The following is a 17,010-nucleotide window of genomic DNA, read 5'->3' on the forward strand; positions in this document are numbered from 1 at the left end:
GGTGAAACATTTTTAAAGTTTAATAATTGATAGACTAAGTTGTCGTTTTTAAGCGTACAACAAAATGTTTTTATTTTTCAAAATTAATAGGGAGGGAAAAAAATGAAAAAAACATTAGTAACAGTTGCCTATGCATTAACAGTGATAATGACACTTTCATTTGTAGTAGTCAATACAAGTCAGGCAGGTTTTGGTGTGGATGTTGTTTCGGCAGCTACAGCCGTAGCACCTGCAGTACCAACAGCACCAACAAAACCAGTACCAGCAACACCAACACCAGTAAAGATATCCACATCTAGTGTGCCTGTAACTTCATTAAATATAACTCGCATGCTTGCATTTGGATCATATGGGGATGATGTTAAACATATACAGAATGCGCTTAATACTGTTGGATACAAGCTTAATGTTGATGGTAGCTTTGGAAAGCTTACTGTCGCTGCCGTAAAGAATTATCAAGAACAAAATAGTCTTAGGAGTGATGGAGTAGTAGGTCCAAGTACTGTAGCAAGTTTAAATGCAAAAATAGCTACACTAACAAAAGCAGTTAAGCCAACAACTACAACAACTGCATCAGCTTTGAAGGTTTATCAAGGATTAGGACATAATGTGGCATTTAGAAACGGTCCAGGTGCTGATAGTGAAAAGGTACCAGTTTATAGTTTTACCATTAGTATGGCAGATGTTGGATTTGATGCAGATGGAAGAATTCTAAGTGCTTATGTGGATGCTTACGAAGTTTCCACTCCAAATTATGATGGGGCATCAATGCCGCATTTTTCAGGATGGCCTGATAAAGAAGGATACAATGTAACAGACCATGATACAGGGAAAGTATCGGGTATATCTAAAAATACAAAGGAATCAGTAGCAGCTGAAGTTAATGGATGGCAAACTAAGCGTCAACGTGGAGACAGTTATGGTATGAATCCAGCTAATGAGTGGTATAAGCAAATGGATTTCTTCCAAACATTTTTTGTTGGTAAAACTATCCCTGAATTAGAAGCGTGGTTTGCAAAAAATACAACTGCAGCTGGCCGTCCAATAAAAGCTACCACAACGAATCAAGATGATCTCGATAAATTAGCTAAACTTACTGACAAAGAAAAGGCTGAGCTTGCAGATGTGGTTTCCGGTGCTACTATGTCACTTAGAGATCCTCATGGAGATTTCTTAGGTGCGATTCAAGATGCCTTTAAGAATCGTGTTGAAGTAGTTATACCAGTTAAATAAGTCTTTATAAAATTATACTTTTAGATATATAGTAAGTAGATTAATAAGCCCTCATCTTCTCTTTCTTTGTACATACAAGGAAAGAGGGAGATGGGGGTTGATTTCTTTACAATTAACATAGAACAAATCTTAATGAAGAGAAAATTATATTAATTTAATATTTGTTATTTACCAGTAAAAATAGCCATGCCATTATCTCCACTGTAAGGAGGAGCTCCTTTAATTGTTACGTAACAAATTATTAGCATATACTCTGATCCGCTAGGAATAGGTCGATTGAAAGTTAATATAAATGTTTTTGCTGAGCTATTCTTTGGCTCTATTCTAACCAGGCTGCTTGTAAGTGAATTTCCAGCATTCACACTATCATTGCTACCAAGAGTAGCTATACCTTTGGGGCTAGCATTCATTGTATCTTTGACCCAGTAATTAGTTGGCTTCATTCCGAGCCTTACATCGACATCTCTATCGTAACTAATTTGAATTTGATTAGGTGAGAGTTGTTCCAAGCTTACTAGCATTGGAATAGGAAATTGCCTCGCATAATCTTGCATAGACATAGACTTCATTTGACTCATTTCATTCGTATCCATCATAGGATGTATTCCTTGCATATTCATCATTTGGTACATGGCATGCATACTCATCATAAGGTACATACTTTGCATACTCATCAAATGATACATCATTTGCATATCCATCATCTGCGGCATTCCCATACCACTGATCATTGGACACATGCCTTGAATACTCTTCATCTGTGGCATACCTTGCATAGGGTTATCTAAATATGTTTTCAATAATTACACCTCATCAATAATATTTATTTACATAATATCGTATGTAGTGAACTAAAAATTGCTACAAATTATGATAATGAAGAGATTATTACTTTCAATAGACATTGAAGTTTGAATAATACAATAGAAAAAAATAATTTTGTGGTAGAGGAAAGTACAATGATATTTAACATAATTGTAATTATTTTAATATATTCAATTAATTATTAAGTTTAGCTAGAAAATTAAAACATCACTATAATTGCTACTTAATGTATGTTTTACTTTATTAGCCAGTTTAAATAAACTATATATGTAATATGTTTTAATTTGCTATGGGTATAGAGAAATAAAAAAATGCATTATTTAAATTTATTTACATAAAATATAAAAAGTGATATAATAAAGAAAAATGTTGAAGGTTGAAGGGGGAAAGTAAATTATGACACCAGCTAATTACTAATATTAATTTTAAATTAATATATATTTTATAATGAGTTTTAATTTGCCTAATTATATTTAGGTTTTATTGTTATGCTCTTTATGGAATGAGGTAGTTAGAAGGTAACTTACTTTACTGGAATTCAACATTATAATTTATAAGATATTTTAAGGGTTTTTTTTGTGTATATCTGATTTTAATAAATTATAGTAGTAATAGAGTATTTCAGACTGTAAGAAGAGAGGATCTTCTTATGGTTTTTTTATTTTTAAAATTACTTTGAAAAATTATAGTAGATAAGAGCTTTTTCTGCCTATCCATAAAGTGTTGAATTCTAAATATGGATGAAAGAAGGGATTTTTATGTTTGAATTATCGTTAAATGGTGTAAAAAAATATATGGATGCCACACTTGTTCTCAAAGATATAAGCTTTCAAATTTATTCAGGAGAAAAAGTTGGTATAGTAGGTGTAAATGGAAGTGGAAAGAGTACTATTCTTAAACTAATAGCGGGAATAGAACCAATGAATTACTATCCAGGTTACCCTCAAACCTCAAGCTATGGATATGATGAAGGGCTTATTAACATGCCAAGGGAAGCTACCAGTGCTTATCTTGAACAAATACCGCAGTATCATGAGAGGTTAAAGGTTATTGATGTTTTAAACTTAGCTTTTGAGGAAGTTCATATCATAGAGAGTAAAATGCGAAAATTAGAGGAAGAAATGAAGTTTTTAGAAGATAGTACTTTGGAAAAAGCTTTGAAACAGTATAGTGAATTGGTTCAATTATATGAAGTTAAAGGCGGATACGATACAGAAGAAAAATTAAGCAAGATTTGCACAGGACTGAAGCTTCATGATAGCTTTTTGAAGAAAGACTTTAGTTTATTAAGCGGTGGTGAAAAAACTACAGTAGTGCTTGGAAAGCTCTTAATTGATAATCCTGATATATTACTACTAGACGAACCTACAAATCATTTGGATATGGATTCAATTGAATGGCTTGAAGGCTATCTTAAAGCTTATAAGGGAATTGTAATTATTGTATCTCATGATAGGTATTTTCTTGATAACGTAGTAACAAAGATTGTAGAAGTAGAGGACATGGAAGCTATATCCTACAGGGGTAACTATTCTTCTTATGTCAGTCAAAAGGAAGAAAATATGCTTGAACAATTTCATCAATATAAGGAACAGCAAAAGCAGATTAAGACTATACAGAAGAATGTAAGGGAATTAAGGGATTGGGCAACTAGGGTGGATAATAATAAATTCTTTAAAAGAGCTGCCAGCCTACAAAAAAAACTTGATAAAATGAAAGGTAGTGACACTGAAAGTAATAAGTTCTATAGAACCAGAGGTCAATACGTAAGAACTGAAAAACCAATTTTTGAAAAACAGAATATGAAATTAAATTTTAAGGCGACGCAGCGATCAGGCAATGAGACAATCAAGGCAATAGAGCTCTCTAAAAGCTTTGAAGATAAAGTTATTTTTAAGGATGCAAATTTAATGATTAATTTTGGTGAAAGAGTATCGCTAATAGGTCCAAATGGTAGCGGGAAAACCACCTTCCTAAAACTGCTATTAGGTGAAGAGTGCCCAGATGATGGCACAGTGGAATTAGGTGCCAATGTAATGGCGGCATATTTGCCACAGAGAATTACGTTTAAAAACGAGGAACTAACAGTGCTGGATTGTTTCAGGGAAGATATTTTTCTTCCAGAGGGGAAAGCAAGAGAATATCTGTCCAAATTCATGTTTTATGGTAGTAGTGTCTTTAAAAAAGTAAGGCACTTATCTGGAGGCGAGAGAATAAGGCTTAGCCTAAGCAGATTGTTATATGAAGATGTAAATTTATTGATACTAGATGAGCCAACTAATCACCTGGATATTGATTCCATAGAAACTTTTGAGGAAGCTCTAGAAGAGTTTAAAGGAACTATATGCTTCATCTCTCACGACAGATATTTTATCAATAAAATTGGTGAAAGAATCATTGCAATTGAGGGAAATGCATTTAAAAGTTATCCTGGTAACTATGATTATTATAAAAATGTAAAAGATGAACTTACCCTTCAGGTCCTTAAAGAGCCGGTGGTGAAAAGTGAAAAAGTTAAGAAATCAAGAAATATTGATAAAAGTAAAAAGAAGGAAGAAGAAAAGGATAAAGCACTAAATAGGGCTCAGAATCTTGAAAATGAAATAAGAGAAATTGATTAGGAGGTCGTGAACTTTTATTAAAATTTTACTTATGCTTATTATTACAGGAATAAGCATCTTTATCAATAGCTCATGAAATATAGTAATTTGGGGTCTTTATTAAATAGTAAAGAAATATATTTAAATATAATAGTGAGGTGTATCTATAATGATAGCTAGTATATATATAACTATTTATTTAAATAAACCATTGATGCTTGATTCCTATTCTATACTATATAATGGATATATAGATAATAGGTCGATTAGATGTGTTGAAGATAAAAATGATAGTATAAAGCTACAAATATTATCCAAGAACCAAACATATGAAGGTGAAAAGATATCAAATAATGATAAGGAAAAGAATAAAGCAAATGATACCACTAGCACTAATAATAAAGATGTATTGGGGATTGTAGACGGTAGGAATATAAATAGAAATGAGATTACTATAAAGAAGATATACACAAGTTTTGATATTTTTAATAATTTGAGAAATGATATGTTTAATAAAGGAATCTGTAGGGTAATAGATGAAGATAACATTATTAGAAATGATATAGTCTGTGGAGAGCTTGTAGAACTAGAGGCAATCCTTATAGACTATTCCTTGAGCAATTATGTGAGCAATCTTATAGATGTAATAGAGAGTTATGATAGCAAGGAACTGGATAAGCTATTGAAAGATGTGACGTTACCAAACAGTATAACCAATTACACAATTATTTTAAAACAATTAAAAATACTAAAGACTTATCTAGAGAAAAATAGTACAGTAAATATGATAATGAAAATGGGAACATGCAACGTAGTTGCAAATGTGAATCTGAATTTTTTTCAAGATAAGAATTCCTATATATATGACAATGCTAATTTTAAATATAAGATTTTATGCAAAGTTGTTAAAAATGAAGGTCCAATAAACTTACTTTCAAAAACTGGAATGGATTATTACAATAAAGAATTTTTAATTTCAATAACTCCATATCTTGATATACTAAAACAGAACAATATAATTATTCCTGAGAAGGGTATAACAGAAATAGTTAAAAGAGTTATTCAGGTAATACCTATTGCTATATATATATAATTTTTTATTTAGTGTAACTTATTGCTTTCTCAAACGAATAACAAATGAAAAGACTAGGAGGACAAGGGTTTTATGGAAACAGATAAACTACTTTATCAACGTTTTTTAGATGGTGATGAATATGCATTTGAAGAGCTTGTTTTAAAAAACAAAGACAACCTGATATATTTCTTAAAAAGATATGTTTCAGACATTTTTATCTGTGAAGATATAGCACAAGATGTTTTTGCTTATATTTATGTGTATAAAGAGAAATATAATTTTAAAAATAGCTTTAAAACCTATATTTATGCAATTGGAAGAAACAAAGCGGTTGATTATATCCGCAAACATAGCAGAGAAGTTCTATTTAATGAAGAGAATTATCAGAAAACTGATGAGGAAGAATTAATTGAAAAGGTTGTAAAAGATGAAGAAGTAAAGCTTTTACATAGCACAATTAAAAAACTGAAAATTGATTATCAAAGGGCTATTCATTTAATTGATTTTGAGGAAATATCTTATAAAGAAGCTGGTGTAGTAATGGGAAAAACAGTGCCTCAGATTAAAATACTAATCTTTCGTGCAAGACGAACACTAAAAAATTTGCTAGAAAGGGAGGCTTATACTTATGAAAAGCGATAGAGAATTTTTAAATGGCGTCTATCATAAGAGTGAGGAATTGAAACAAATAGATTCGAAAAGACACCAATTTGCATTTACAAGAAAATACAAAGGACTTATTGTGGCAGCAGCACTGACATTAGTAATTGCACCAAGCCTTTATTTTAGTACATTGCCAACAATGAAAAATCAAATAGAAGATAATAATCAAATACCTCAGGTTGCAAGACTTCGAGATTTCGTGGATATAAGGGAAGCTATAAAGCAGGCGGATATTATAGTAAGAGCGAAGGTAACAGACATAGATAAAGGTGTATACGAAAATAATAATATTACCACTGCTGTAGAATTACACCCTAAAGAAATTTACAAAGGAACACTTGAAGACAAAACCATTCAGCTTATAGTAGATGGTGGATTTGACAACGCAACAAAAACTTATTTTGAGTATGAAGCAATCTTTAAAAGAAATGAAGATACCCTTCTATTTCTAACTAAAATAAACGATAAGTATATCCTAACCTTTTCTTCACAAGGGAAATATACATATCTGAAGACTTATGGCAAAGACAGAACGTATAAGAGCTCGGATGGCGAAATATTAACTATATCAGAATTAAAAAAACTTATTGAAAAGGGGAGATAATAATGAAAATCAAATCAATTATGGTATTAGCACTTGCTACAATATTATCACTATCTGTAATGGTTGGTTGCACACAAAAGGGAAGTGAAAATATCACACCTACTGGTCAATTACCAAAGGTTCACGAAGCTGTAAAGAAAGCTTTTGGGTCGAGTTATACTCCATCTATGCCATATGAGGCTCCGCAACTTGAGGAAATCTTTGGTGTAAAAATAGATTTAGTAAAAGAGTTTATTGCTGAAGGGCCAATGATGAACGTTCATGTTGACACTTTTATTGGCATTGAAGCACAAGAAGGTAAAGCTGAACAAGTTGAAGCAGCTTTAAAAGCTTATAAACAAAAACTAATTGATAGTTCAGTACAATACCCAATGAACTTACCTAAAACCAAAGAGTCAGCAGTTCAAAGAATGGATAATTATGTGTTTTTTATGATTCTTGGAGAAATACCTATGGATGCTGAAACAGAGGAAGCACAATTAGCAGCAGCTAAAGCTGAAACTAAAAAAGCAACTGATGCAGTGGAAAGTATTTTAAAAAAGTAATTGCTAGATAATAATGAGCTTTTCATACTAAAGGGGCGAATTGTATTCGCCCTTTATTTTGCTGGAGTTTATTAAAATTTATATAAAAGGAGGAGTGAAAAATGGTATTCAGCAGTCTTTTGTTTTTATTTGTATTTCTTCCCATTACATTACTCATCTATTTTATAGCGCCGAAGTCACTTCGTAATCTTGCACTTTTCGTAATGAGTTTGCTATTTTATGCATGGGGAGAACCAATATATATTCTTATTATGATATTTTCAACCCTTGTAGATTATACACATGGTCTACTGGTATCATGGTACAGGAAAAAAGGAGATATGAAAAAGGCCAAGCTAGTTGTGTTGTCCAGCATGGTTATAAACTTAACTTTACTTGTGTTTTTTAAGTATAGTGACTTTATTATCTCAAATATAAATGGGCTTTTTTCAACGAACATACCATTGTTAAACTTGGTACTTCCAATTGGCATTTCTTTTTATACATTCCAAACGATGTCCTATACCATTGATGTTTATAGGGGTGATGCGAAGGCACAAAAGAATATAATTTCCTTTGGTGCCTATGTTGCTTTGTTCCCACAGCTTATTGCAGGGCCAATAGTGCAGTATAAAACTATTGCTAGTCAACTAAATAATCGCAGAGAAAGTGTAGAAGGATTTGCTTATGGCGTGCAAAGATTTATGCTTGGCCTTGGGAAAAAGGTACTGTTAGCAAATAATATAGGATACCTATGGAACCAGATTAATGTAATGGATATTACAACTATTCCGGTATTAACAGCATGGATTGGTATTATGGCATTTGCATTTCAGATCTATTTTGACTTTAGCGGATATTCAGATATGGCAATCGGGCTAGGTCATATGTTTGGATTTTCTTTTCTAGAAAACTTTAATTATCCCTACATGTCCAAAAGTGTCACAGAGTTTTGGCGCAGATGGCATATTTCACTTGGTACTTGGTTTAAGGAATATGTTTATATACCACTTGGCGGAAATAAAAAAGGTTTCCCAAAACAAATAAGAAATATTCTTGTTGTGTGGCTTTTAACTGGTATATGGCATGGAGCAAGTTGGAATTTTCTAATATGGGGGGCATATTTCGGAGTCATACTTATTATTGAAAAGTTTATTCTGCTTAAGTGGCTGCAGAAATCATCACCATTTATTTCACATATATACACCTTATTACTTGTGTTGTTTAGTTGGGTAATATTTGCATTTGACGATTTCTCAAAGGTGATTCTTTATTTTAAAGCAATGTTAGGTCTTAATGGCATAGGGTTTATAAATTCAGAAAGCATTTATCTGCTGTATACTAACTTTTTCTTATTGATAATTTTAATCATTGCTAGTACAGACCTGCCTAAAAAATTAGCACAAAAGTGGTTCTTACGTCTAGAACATCATGAGTTTGCGTTGCAATGTGTGAAAAACTTAGTATTTATTTCAATATTTATACTATCTGTATCCTACCTTGTAGATGCATCCTTTAATCCTTTCTTATACTTTAGATTCTAAGTGAGGGTTTATAATTTAAAATTATTAAAGTAATTTCCAAAACAGGAGTTGATTTATTTGAAACAAAAGCTGATAAAAAGTATGACTGTAGTTATTTTTGCAGGCATGATATTTATAATGTCAATTATGAATTTTATAAAACCCGATAAAGTCTTTTCTGAAAGTGAAAATCGATTTCTTGCAAAGAGACCTGAATTTTCTTTTGAAACACTTTTTAATGGAAAATATACATCTGCTGTGGAGGAATACATCACTGACCAATTTATTTGGCGGGATGTTTTCGTTGGTATGAAGACGCAAACAGAGTATTTTACTGGTAGAAAAGATACCAATGGGGTATATTTCTGCAAGGATGGTTATTTGATTGAAAAGCATGATAATACAAAAGTTGAGAATGAACTATTAAATCGCAATATAGATAGGCTTCATGAGTTTATAAAAGCTACCTCAAATAAGCTTGGAGATGATAGGGTATCTGTTATGTTGGTACCAACTGCAAGCAATATTTTAAAGGATAAGTTACCAGCCTATGCAACGCAATTTGACCAGGATAGAATGATTGATAACATTAAACAAGGGATGAAACATGGCAAATTTATTGATCTTCCTTCTGCACTAGCGAAGCATTCAAATGAGTACATTTACTATAAAACTGACCATCACTGGACTACCCATGGCGCATACTATGCTTATGTGGCGTGGTGTGATGAAATGGGCATTGATATCATGAAAAAAGAAGAGTTTGATATTAAAATTGCAACCAATGAATTTTATGGAACAATCTATAGCAAAGCAAGACTTAGTAACACAAAGCCAGATGATATTTATACTTATATGCCAAAACAACCAATGACATATGAAGTAATTTATAATATGGGAAGTAAAAAAACCAATACGCTTTACGAAAAGGAATTTTTAAGTAAACGGGACAAATACTCTTTGTTTTTAGGTGGAAATAATCCAATTGTACAAATCAACAGTTCAAATAAAAATGGTAAGAAGCTATTGCTTATAAAAGACTCATTTGCACATTGTTTTGCTCCTTTTATTTCCAATGATTTCGAGCAGGTTCACATGCTTGATTTAAGGTATATAAATATGAGTGTTGAGTCCTATATGGCTCAAAATGGCATTACAGATGTTATGGTGTTATATAACACCATAAATTTTGCAACGGAGACAAATCTAATAAAATTGAATAAATAAAATTTAAAAGATTCAGCATAGAGAAAGTTAATTTTACACTTTTTTAACAGTATTAAAACATAAGTGTGTATTATAATCTTATATGTAAAAATATTGATACAACAAGCCTTTATTATGATACAATAATAGAGAACACATTAACATAACGAACGGTCGTTTTTTATAAAAGCTTGGGGGGTATAATAATGTTTTTATTTGAATCTATTCCTTTGTATTCATGGTTAGTTTGGATAGTTATTTTGGCAGGTCTTATGATTTTCAATGAAATAACCCGCTATAATATGCGAACAGGTATTGCTTTTTTTATTGTATTACCTATTTTACTTACAATTTTTGTTTGGCCAAAAACATCTGGGATAGGAACAGGATCTCAAACAGCAAATTGGTTTGCATGGGTCAAAGTTTATTCAGCATTAGTAGGATGTTATATCGGTTTGGGAATGCGTTTTTCTAAAAAAATGCAAAGTAAAAAATGGTGTTACATATTGCCACCTGCAATTCTTGCAATTAATATATTGGAAGCAGTTGTTCGTGAATTTCAAGTAATGGGTATGAACGGCGTAATAGACGGTATGTTCTTCAAGGGCGGGCCATGGAATGCTATGAATGGAATAGCAGGTATTATTAATATGTTAGCCCTCTGCGGTTGGTTTGGTATTATTATAACTAAGGACAATCATCACGATTTAGTATGGCCTGATATGATGTGGTTCTGGATTATAGCTTATGATCTTTGGAACTTTGCTTATGTTTACAACTGCCTAACGGATCGTGCATTTTATAGTGCGGCATTGCTTATATCCTGTACAATCCCTGCATTTGCAATCAAAAAAGGTGCTTGGGCGCAACATAGAGTTCATACATTAGCACTTTACATGATGCTTATGTTAACAATTCCAAACTTCTTTGTTTCTGGTAAATATGCAGTAGCTTCAACTCATAGCTCAACTGCTTATTATACAGTAAGTATTATAGCTTTAGTATTTAATGTTGGAGTTGGCATTTATCAAATTAGAACAATTGTTAGGAATAAGAAGAATCCTTTTAAAGACGAGTTGTATACAAATCATAGAGACTATCGAGTTATTAGGAATGAAAACTTTTAGTGGTAATGGAAAGATTAACATTTAAATAACAGGAACATGGTAAAATGATACTTCTTAAATATAAAAAACATGAGTAGTATATGATAATTAAAAAGTGATGCTACACTAATTTATGTAGCATCACTTTAATTATTTGATCGTTGGGAGGCTTAATTATTTTATTATTTTAATCTTTAACTCCTCTTTAATATGTCTTTTTTCTAAATACATTTTATCATCAGCATTTTTTATCAACAATTCAACCTCGGATTTCTCAAAATTATCATATTCAACAATTCCATGGCTAACGCTGATAATATATGCTCTGTCTTCATTTTCATTAATGACTTGATAACGATTATTGATTCTATCCCAAACCTTTTCAGAGACCTCTTCGTTTATGCCTTTAAAGACTATTAGAAATTCATCCCCACCCATTCTAATGATAAAGTCATCATTACGAATTTCTTGTTTGATACAGTCAATTGCACTTACAATTAACTCGTCACCAAACTTATGTCCTAACTGATCATTAACCATCTTTAATCCGTTTACATCAATAAAGCAGAGGCTCATTTCCAATCGTCTTCGATTATCATATTGGAGCATTTTACTTAATTTAGCCAGTCCAGAGCGTCTATTAAAAGTCTTTGTCAATTGATCATACATCATTTCATTAAAATACTGCGACATCTCAGATAGTTCATCTGTATTAATACTCTTTAGTTGTTTAGGAAGATCATCGTCAATAAGGGAAAGCTCTTTTAATTCATGCATTAGAGCCTTCATAGGCCTTTGAATTCGTCTGTTTGTAGATGTAAATGAGTACAAAGCAACTAGGATGATGAAAAATACCAAGGCACCATTTACAGCAAGTGCCTTAATTATTTTCCCCTTTGCATATACAGAATAAGACGTCACCATTTCGTTAATATCGTTAACATAAGAATCAATTTCATTATTAATTTGTGTGCATAATTCATCTGATGATTTATTTTCAAGGATTTTGAGATATGAAGGCTTGAACACCTTATCCCATTTATCGGCTACCCCTTGGAATCTTTCAACAGCCAGATTATAATTAAGATCCATGCTAGAATGATTTTTTTTATCACTAAGCATTACCAAGGTACTATCAAATTCATTAATTCTTTCTTGTAAACTACTCAAACTAGTATTATTGCTAGCATAATCATGATTATTTATTTGGTTTGATAACTGAGTCATGTTATAGCTTAAGGCTCTTAGTTTTCCCGACCGATTTATGAGAGATGCATCACTGTCCATTCCTTTGTAAGCAATCACATTAATTAAGACAATTACCAAAGAAAGAATAACTAAAAGTCCGTGTGTAAGTAATAGTTGATGTTTTATCCTCATAAAATCACTCCTATTTTTTAAAAGCCACCCTAGTGGTTGAGGCTGCTTTTATTATTTTCTATATTATACCTTAATAAGCAACAAAAAGCTTTATCAACAGTGGTAAAAGGCTAAAAAATTTAGGTGGTTTAGACTACATTTTACTTACAAGCCTAATGATGACATATAAGATAAGTAAGTAAGAGAATCGTTTTTGTTAAACGGTTCTTTTTTATAGTTATTGTAAAAGAATTGGTAAATTCAAAAGAAGTTTATACAAATTTCTGGAGTGAATCTGAAAAATAGAGAACCTTATATACAATATGAATATTATATATAAAGCGTATTGGAGAAAAACTACATAGATACTTAACAAATAATTTTATGAGGTGTTTTATGGATTTATTAATATTTGAAAAACGTAGGTTACTTAGATATAGCTTATTATTTCAGTTATACAGGGACTTCTTTACCTATGGATATGAAGTGTGCAGTAATATTAATTATGAAATTCCTAATGATTCTAGAATTGAAATAGTTGCAGCCCTTTACTTAATCTTCTATAAAAGATGGATTTTTTTTAACATAGAAAAGGACAAGACAGTTTCTGCTTTTATTTTAGGTCGTGGAATTGAGAAAGTGGAAAACTATTTTATTGACACCGGTAAATTTTTAGCTTCAAATGTATTTGAGGATTTGCTAATACCCGTTATAAATAAGGAATAAATTATTGGGGGATCAGTTAATGACACTTTTAAGTTAAACTTTATATGATAAAAAATCTAACATTGTTAAGGGTTATTAGAACATAGGTAGGTGTTTAATTTATGCTTCAGGTGGAAAAAGATTTAATTAGAATTCAAATCTTATTTGAGCTATATGAGGATTCCTTTTGTATTTGCACGTACGGAAATATTACAAAGCAAGAATATAAAATTTCAGGTGTAAAGAAATGCGAGATAATTGCAGCTCTATTTTATTTAAGTGACAGAGGATTTATTAATGTACGTACCACAAGTGAGGATGATATTCTTATTATCTATATTAGAGCTAGAGGTATTGATGAAATTGAAGTTAAGATAAAAAAAGCTACCACAATAGCCCTAACCTTCGGCTTTAATAGGTTACTTATTCCAAACTTCGATGATGTGCCTGATGACTGCTAAATACATCTTTTTATACAGAGTGTGTATCTATAGAAGGGGATGTGAATATATTGGGAACAGTTAATATAGTCTTTGAGAGTGGAAGAGATATTGCATTTATCCTTGATAATAATGAAAGGAGAAAGTTGATTTCCTGGTTGAATGATAGTGAAGATCCAAATAAAGTATATGTGTTAAAACAAAAAAGTGATAATATCGAAACATTTATAACATATACAATTTATAAAAGTAAAATAGAATATGCAGTATATTAAAATGATCACCCCAGGAGTGGAAGGATTAACTGGCGATGACTTAAGTTTATCAAACTAATTACGATGATATAAGGACATCATAATTAGGAGGAAAAATTTAATGAAATTTAAAACCATTCACAAAAAACTTGTTACAACATTTTTACTAATAATCATAGTTCCTATGTGTACTACGGCTATTGTCTCAAATGTAATACTATATAATAGTCTTAAAGACTCTTATATTAGTTCTATAGAAAAGTCTGTAACAGGTATAAACAATGCTATAGATGAAAATTATAATTCATATGAAGTGGCATTAGCTCAGTTATCAGAAAACTCCATAGCAAAGGCTGCCTTATCAAATCCAAATGCGGCTTTAGTGGAAAAAGAACTTAGTGGAATAATTAAAAGTAACCCCAAAATATTAAATGTTTATATTGCAACTGATAATAAAAGCATGCATATATTTCCTAAATCAGCTCTTCCGGAGGGGTATAATCCAACAGTAAAATCATGGTATAAAGATACCATAGCCAATGATAAAGTACTTTGGCAGGATGCCTATAAGGATATAGCATCTGGAAAGATGGTAGTAACAGCTACAAAAAGTATAGCAGATGACTCAGGTAAAAAAATTGGGGTTGCTGGTATAGACATTGATATAACAAATATTGCTGAGTTATTCAGTAATACTAAGATTGAAAAAACAGGCGAAATAATGCTATTAGATAGAACAGGAGTAATACTAGCCACTAAAAATAAAGATTTATTAGAAAAAAATCTAAATCCTGATAGAGTAAATACCAACGCTGATACAAAGGATCAAAAGATGGAGAATGTTTTTAAGGATAAAGCTGAAGTATCCTGGATGAAAGCAATAATGGATTCAAAAACTAACTCTACTCAAACAAAGTTTCTTGGTACAAATAAATTTATTTATTCCTTAAGCAACGAAAAATCTGGTTGGAAGCTAATTGGAATGCTGGATACCAGCGAGGTATATTCTAAAATTATTTCTTTAGTTCTAATACTGTCCGGCTTATTTCTTTTATTTATTGTAACCGCTTTATTTGTGGGGTTACGGGTTTCTAAAAATATAACAAGTCCGATTAATCAATTGAAAGAAGCCATGAAAAAAGGAGAAGCTGGTGACTTGACAGTAATAACAAATATTAAAAGCTCTGATGAGCTTGGAGAATTAGGAAAAAGATTTTCTAATATGCTTGATAGCTTTAAAAATTTAGTTTTATCAATTAAAGGATCTTCTGTTAATGTACTAAGTTTTTCTGAAAACCTTACAAGGCAGGCAGATGAAGTTGCTTCTTCTTCTGAAGAAATAGCAAGAGTTATGGATGAAATTTCAAGAGGTGTTCAACAACAAGCCTCTGAAACAGACAAAGCTTCTGAAATCGCAATTGAATTTAGTAATAGCTTATCCAAAATTAAAGAATATAATAGTGATATAAATATGGAAAGCCAAGAGATGGAAACTAGCAGCGAAAAGACAATGTATGCATTAAAGGAGCTAAAAACAAAAAATGAAAGCACTATAAATGGAGTTTCACAAATTGCTGAAAGTATTGGAGTTTTAGTAAAAGAAACTGAAGATATTGGGCAAATATTAAGTACAATATTAAATATTTCCACTCAAACTAATCTATTAGCATTAAATGCTGCTATAGAAGCTGCCAGAGCAGGAGAATCTGGAAAAGGCTTTGCTGTAGTTGCTGAAGAGGTTAGAAAACTTGCAGAGCAGTCTGGTTCCTCTGCTGAAAACATAGGAAATATAGTTACTAGAGTTATAGATACTACTAGGGCTGCAGCAGTAAATATGGATAATATTAAATTAAATGTTGAAAATCAAAGTTCGGCAGTGTCTCTTACGGAGCAGAGCTTTGTGAATTTAAATAAATCCATTGAAAGTATAGTAGAGAAAATTGTATCAATGAATGAGAGTATAGAAGAAATGTCAGTAAACAGTGATATACTTACTTCTAATATATACAATATTTCCACTGTGTCCGAGCAGTCAGCAGCTGCAACGGAGGAAGTTAATGCCAGTGCAGCTAACCAATTAAATGATATACAAAATGTAAAAGCACAAGCAAATGAGCTTTATAATTTAGCTCAGACCTTGGATACACTTATAGAAAAATTTAAGGTTTAACAACATTTTGGAAGCTTCAAGTCTGTTATCTTCTATAAGTGGCAGTTGCCTAGCCCAGAGAAGTTGCTTTGGTGGCAGTCTAAATCTGCTTCCAAAGGTTGGTAATAAAGTAATTGTTGCAAAACTTTCATTTTTAATTTATTATTTTACTTAGTAATGGTAACAATAATTATTATTGCTAAATAAAATGTAAAGAGAGGTAATTAGAATGGCTTTTATAAATATGAGTGACTTAGCCCTAACAGAATTTAAAGAGTTTCTTAAGGAAAACAATGTAACTTCCAATGAAATAAGAATTAATTTAACAGGTAATGGCTGAGGTGGCCCTGTGTTTAATCTTGTTCTGGATGAACAAAAGGAAGATGACAATGTTGAGAAATTTGGAGATATTAAATTAGTGGTAAAAAAGAGTGTTAATGATGAATTTGGAAGTTTAGTAATTAAATGTGGCGAGGAAAATGGGTTAGGTGGTTTTTCTATCGAACTAGAAAATAAACCAGAAGGTGAATGCGCTAGTTGTAGTAGCTGTAGCTAAAATTCAATTAGTTTTTAAATTTCAATGAAATAGTTGTAAGAATATCCCTATAGTGTATAATTGCACTATAGGGATATTTTTATTGTGCGCCCAGCATGGGCGCAATCTAAAGGGTGAAAGTCCCCAGCACGGGTTAATAGTGCCAAGTGCATAGCTTAAGACAAGGGTGTCCATGGTGACGTGGAATC

At 31.6% G+C, this 17,010-nt stretch carries 16 protein-coding genes; 14 read left to right on the forward strand and 2 right to left on the reverse strand.

Annotated elements, in window-relative coordinates; translation table 11 throughout:
* Positions 1–102 precede the first annotated feature (102 nt).
* Positions 103–1,233: a peptidoglycan-binding domain-containing protein gene (locus tag LGK97_RS13725; protein WP_226260318.1), complete on the forward strand. Its 1,131-nt coding sequence runs from the start codon at positions 103–105 to the stop codon at positions 1,231–1,233.
* A gap of 164 nt (positions 1,234–1,397) precedes the next feature.
* On the opposite strand, the gene LGK97_RS13730 is transcribed toward LGK97_RS13725, so the two are convergent.
* Positions 1,398–2,033: a hypothetical protein gene (locus LGK97_RS13730; RefSeq protein WP_226260319.1), complete on the reverse strand. Its 636-nt coding sequence runs from the start codon at positions 2,031–2,033 to the stop codon at positions 1,398–1,400.
* A 783-nt stretch (positions 2,034–2,816) separates the two neighbouring features.
* On the opposite strand from LGK97_RS13730, the gene abc-f reads away from it, so the two are divergent.
* The 8 genes from abc-f (at position 2,817) to LGK97_RS13770 (ending at position 11,380) form a co-directional block, all read left to right on the forward strand.
* On the forward strand, positions 2,817–4,679 hold the full coding sequence (gene abc-f / locus LGK97_RS13735) for a ribosomal protection-like ABC-F family protein (RefSeq protein WP_226260320.1): 1,863 nt from the start codon (positions 2,817–2,819) through the stop codon (positions 4,677–4,679).
* A gap of 148 nt (positions 4,680–4,827) precedes the next feature.
* Positions 4,828–5,751 (forward strand): hypothetical protein, encoded by a 924-nt coding sequence (locus LGK97_RS13740; RefSeq protein ID WP_226260321.1) that lies wholly within the window; start codon positions 4,828–4,830, stop codon positions 5,749–5,751.
* Positions 5,752–5,823: 72 nt separating this feature from the next.
* Positions 5,824–6,375 carry an RNA polymerase sigma factor gene (locus LGK97_RS13745; protein ID WP_226260322.1) on the forward strand — a complete coding sequence of 184 codons (552 nt, stop codon included), beginning with the start codon at positions 5,824–5,826 and terminating at the stop codon, positions 6,373–6,375.
* Positions 6,362–7,000, forward strand: coding sequence for a hypothetical protein (locus tag LGK97_RS13750; RefSeq protein WP_226260323.1), 639 nt, complete (start codon positions 6,362–6,364; stop codon positions 6,998–7,000). The genes LGK97_RS13745 and LGK97_RS13750 overlap by 14 nt, the downstream gene beginning before the upstream one ends.
* Before the next feature lie 2 nt (positions 7,001–7,002).
* Complete coding sequence (locus LGK97_RS13755) at positions 7,003–7,545, forward strand: DUF4358 domain-containing protein (protein WP_226260324.1); 543 nt, start codon at positions 7,003–7,005, stop codon at positions 7,543–7,545.
* A gap of 101 nt (positions 7,546–7,646) precedes the next feature.
* On the forward strand, positions 7,647–9,068 hold the full coding sequence (locus LGK97_RS13760) for an MBOAT family O-acyltransferase (RefSeq protein ID WP_226260325.1): 1,422 nt from the start codon (positions 7,647–7,649) through the stop codon (positions 9,066–9,068).
* Positions 9,069–9,125: 57 nt separating this feature from the next.
* Positions 9,126–10,274, forward strand: a complete 1,149-nt coding sequence (locus LGK97_RS13765; RefSeq protein ID WP_226260326.1) for a DHHW family protein — start codon at positions 9,126–9,128, stop codon at positions 10,272–10,274.
* Between the two features lie 185 nt (positions 10,275–10,459).
* A complete protein-coding gene (locus tag LGK97_RS13770; RefSeq protein WP_226260327.1) occupies positions 10,460–11,380 on the forward strand; it encodes a DUF5692 family protein in 921 nt (306 codons plus the stop codon).
* Between the two features lie 153 nt (positions 11,381–11,533).
* On the opposite strand, the gene LGK97_RS13775 is transcribed toward LGK97_RS13770, so the two are convergent.
* Positions 11,534–12,739, reverse strand: a complete 1,206-nt coding sequence (locus LGK97_RS13775) for a diguanylate cyclase domain-containing protein (RefSeq protein WP_226260328.1) — start codon at positions 12,737–12,739, stop codon at positions 11,534–11,536.
* A 375-nt stretch (positions 12,740–13,114) separates the two neighbouring features.
* On the opposite strand from LGK97_RS13775, the gene LGK97_RS13780 reads away from it, so the two are divergent.
* From LGK97_RS13780 to LGK97_RS13800, 5 genes are all read left to right on the forward strand, one after another.
* Complete coding sequence (locus LGK97_RS13780) at positions 13,115–13,444, forward strand: hypothetical protein (protein ID WP_226260329.1); 330 nt, start codon at positions 13,115–13,117, stop codon at positions 13,442–13,444.
* 101 nt (positions 13,445–13,545) lie between these two features.
* Positions 13,546–13,884: a hypothetical protein gene (locus LGK97_RS13785; protein WP_226260330.1), complete on the forward strand. Its 339-nt coding sequence runs from the start codon at positions 13,546–13,548 to the stop codon at positions 13,882–13,884.
* Positions 13,885–13,934: 50 nt separating this feature from the next.
* The gene (locus tag LGK97_RS13790) at positions 13,935–14,138 is read left to right on the forward strand and encodes a hypothetical protein (protein WP_226260331.1); all 204 of its coding nucleotides are present in this window, start codon (positions 13,935–13,937) and stop codon (positions 14,136–14,138) included.
* 100 nt (positions 14,139–14,238) lie between these two features.
* The gene (locus LGK97_RS13795) at positions 14,239–16,287 is read left to right on the forward strand and encodes a methyl-accepting chemotaxis protein (protein WP_226260332.1); all 2,049 of its coding nucleotides are present in this window, start codon (positions 14,239–14,241) and stop codon (positions 16,285–16,287) included.
* Between the two features lie 328 nt (positions 16,288–16,615).
* Positions 16,616–16,822, forward strand: a complete 207-nt coding sequence (locus LGK97_RS13800; RefSeq protein ID WP_226260333.1) for a hypothetical protein — start codon at positions 16,616–16,618, stop codon at positions 16,820–16,822.
* Positions 16,823–17,010: the final 188 nt, after the last annotated feature.

The sequence above is a fragment of the Clostridium sp. CS001 genome (genome assembly GCF_020443565.1).
Taxonomy (GTDB): domain Bacteria; phylum Bacillota; class Clostridia; order Clostridiales; family Clostridiaceae; genus Clostridium_AD.

What these genes read in the sequence shown, in the direction of transcription:
- LGK97_RS13725 (WP_226260318.1), top strand. Translation starts at nt 103, where the DNA reads ATGAAAAAAACATTAGTAACAGTTGCCTATGCATTAACAGTGATAATG.
- abc-f (WP_226260320.1), top strand. Translation starts at nt 2,817, where the DNA reads ATGTTTGAATTATCGTTAAATGGTGTAAAAAAATATATGGATGCCACA.
- LGK97_RS13740 (WP_226260321.1), top strand. Translation starts at nt 4,828, where the DNA reads ATGATAGCTAGTATATATATAACTATTTATTTAAATAAACCATTGATG.
- LGK97_RS13745 (WP_226260322.1), top strand. Translation starts at nt 5,824, where the DNA reads ATGGAAACAGATAAACTACTTTATCAACGTTTTTTAGATGGTGATGAA.
- LGK97_RS13750 (WP_226260323.1), top strand. Translation starts at nt 6,362, where the DNA reads ATGAAAAGCGATAGAGAATTTTTAAATGGCGTCTATCATAAGAGTGAG.
- LGK97_RS13755 (WP_226260324.1), top strand. Translation starts at nt 7,003, where the DNA reads ATGAAAATCAAATCAATTATGGTATTAGCACTTGCTACAATATTATCA.
- LGK97_RS13760 (WP_226260325.1), top strand. Translation starts at nt 7,647, where the DNA reads ATGGTATTCAGCAGTCTTTTGTTTTTATTTGTATTTCTTCCCATTACA.
- LGK97_RS13770 (WP_226260327.1), top strand. Translation starts at nt 10,460, where the DNA reads ATGTTTTTATTTGAATCTATTCCTTTGTATTCATGGTTAGTTTGGATA.
- LGK97_RS13775 (WP_226260328.1), bottom strand. Translation starts at nt 12,739, where the DNA reads ATGAGGATAAAACATCAACTATTACTTACACACGGACTTTTAGTTATT.
- LGK97_RS13780 (WP_226260329.1), top strand. Translation starts at nt 13,115, where the DNA reads ATGGATTTATTAATATTTGAAAAACGTAGGTTACTTAGATATAGCTTA.
- LGK97_RS13785 (WP_226260330.1), top strand. Translation starts at nt 13,546, where the DNA reads ATGCTTCAGGTGGAAAAAGATTTAATTAGAATTCAAATCTTATTTGAG.
- LGK97_RS13795 (WP_226260332.1), top strand. Translation starts at nt 14,239, where the DNA reads ATGAAATTTAAAACCATTCACAAAAAACTTGTTACAACATTTTTACTA.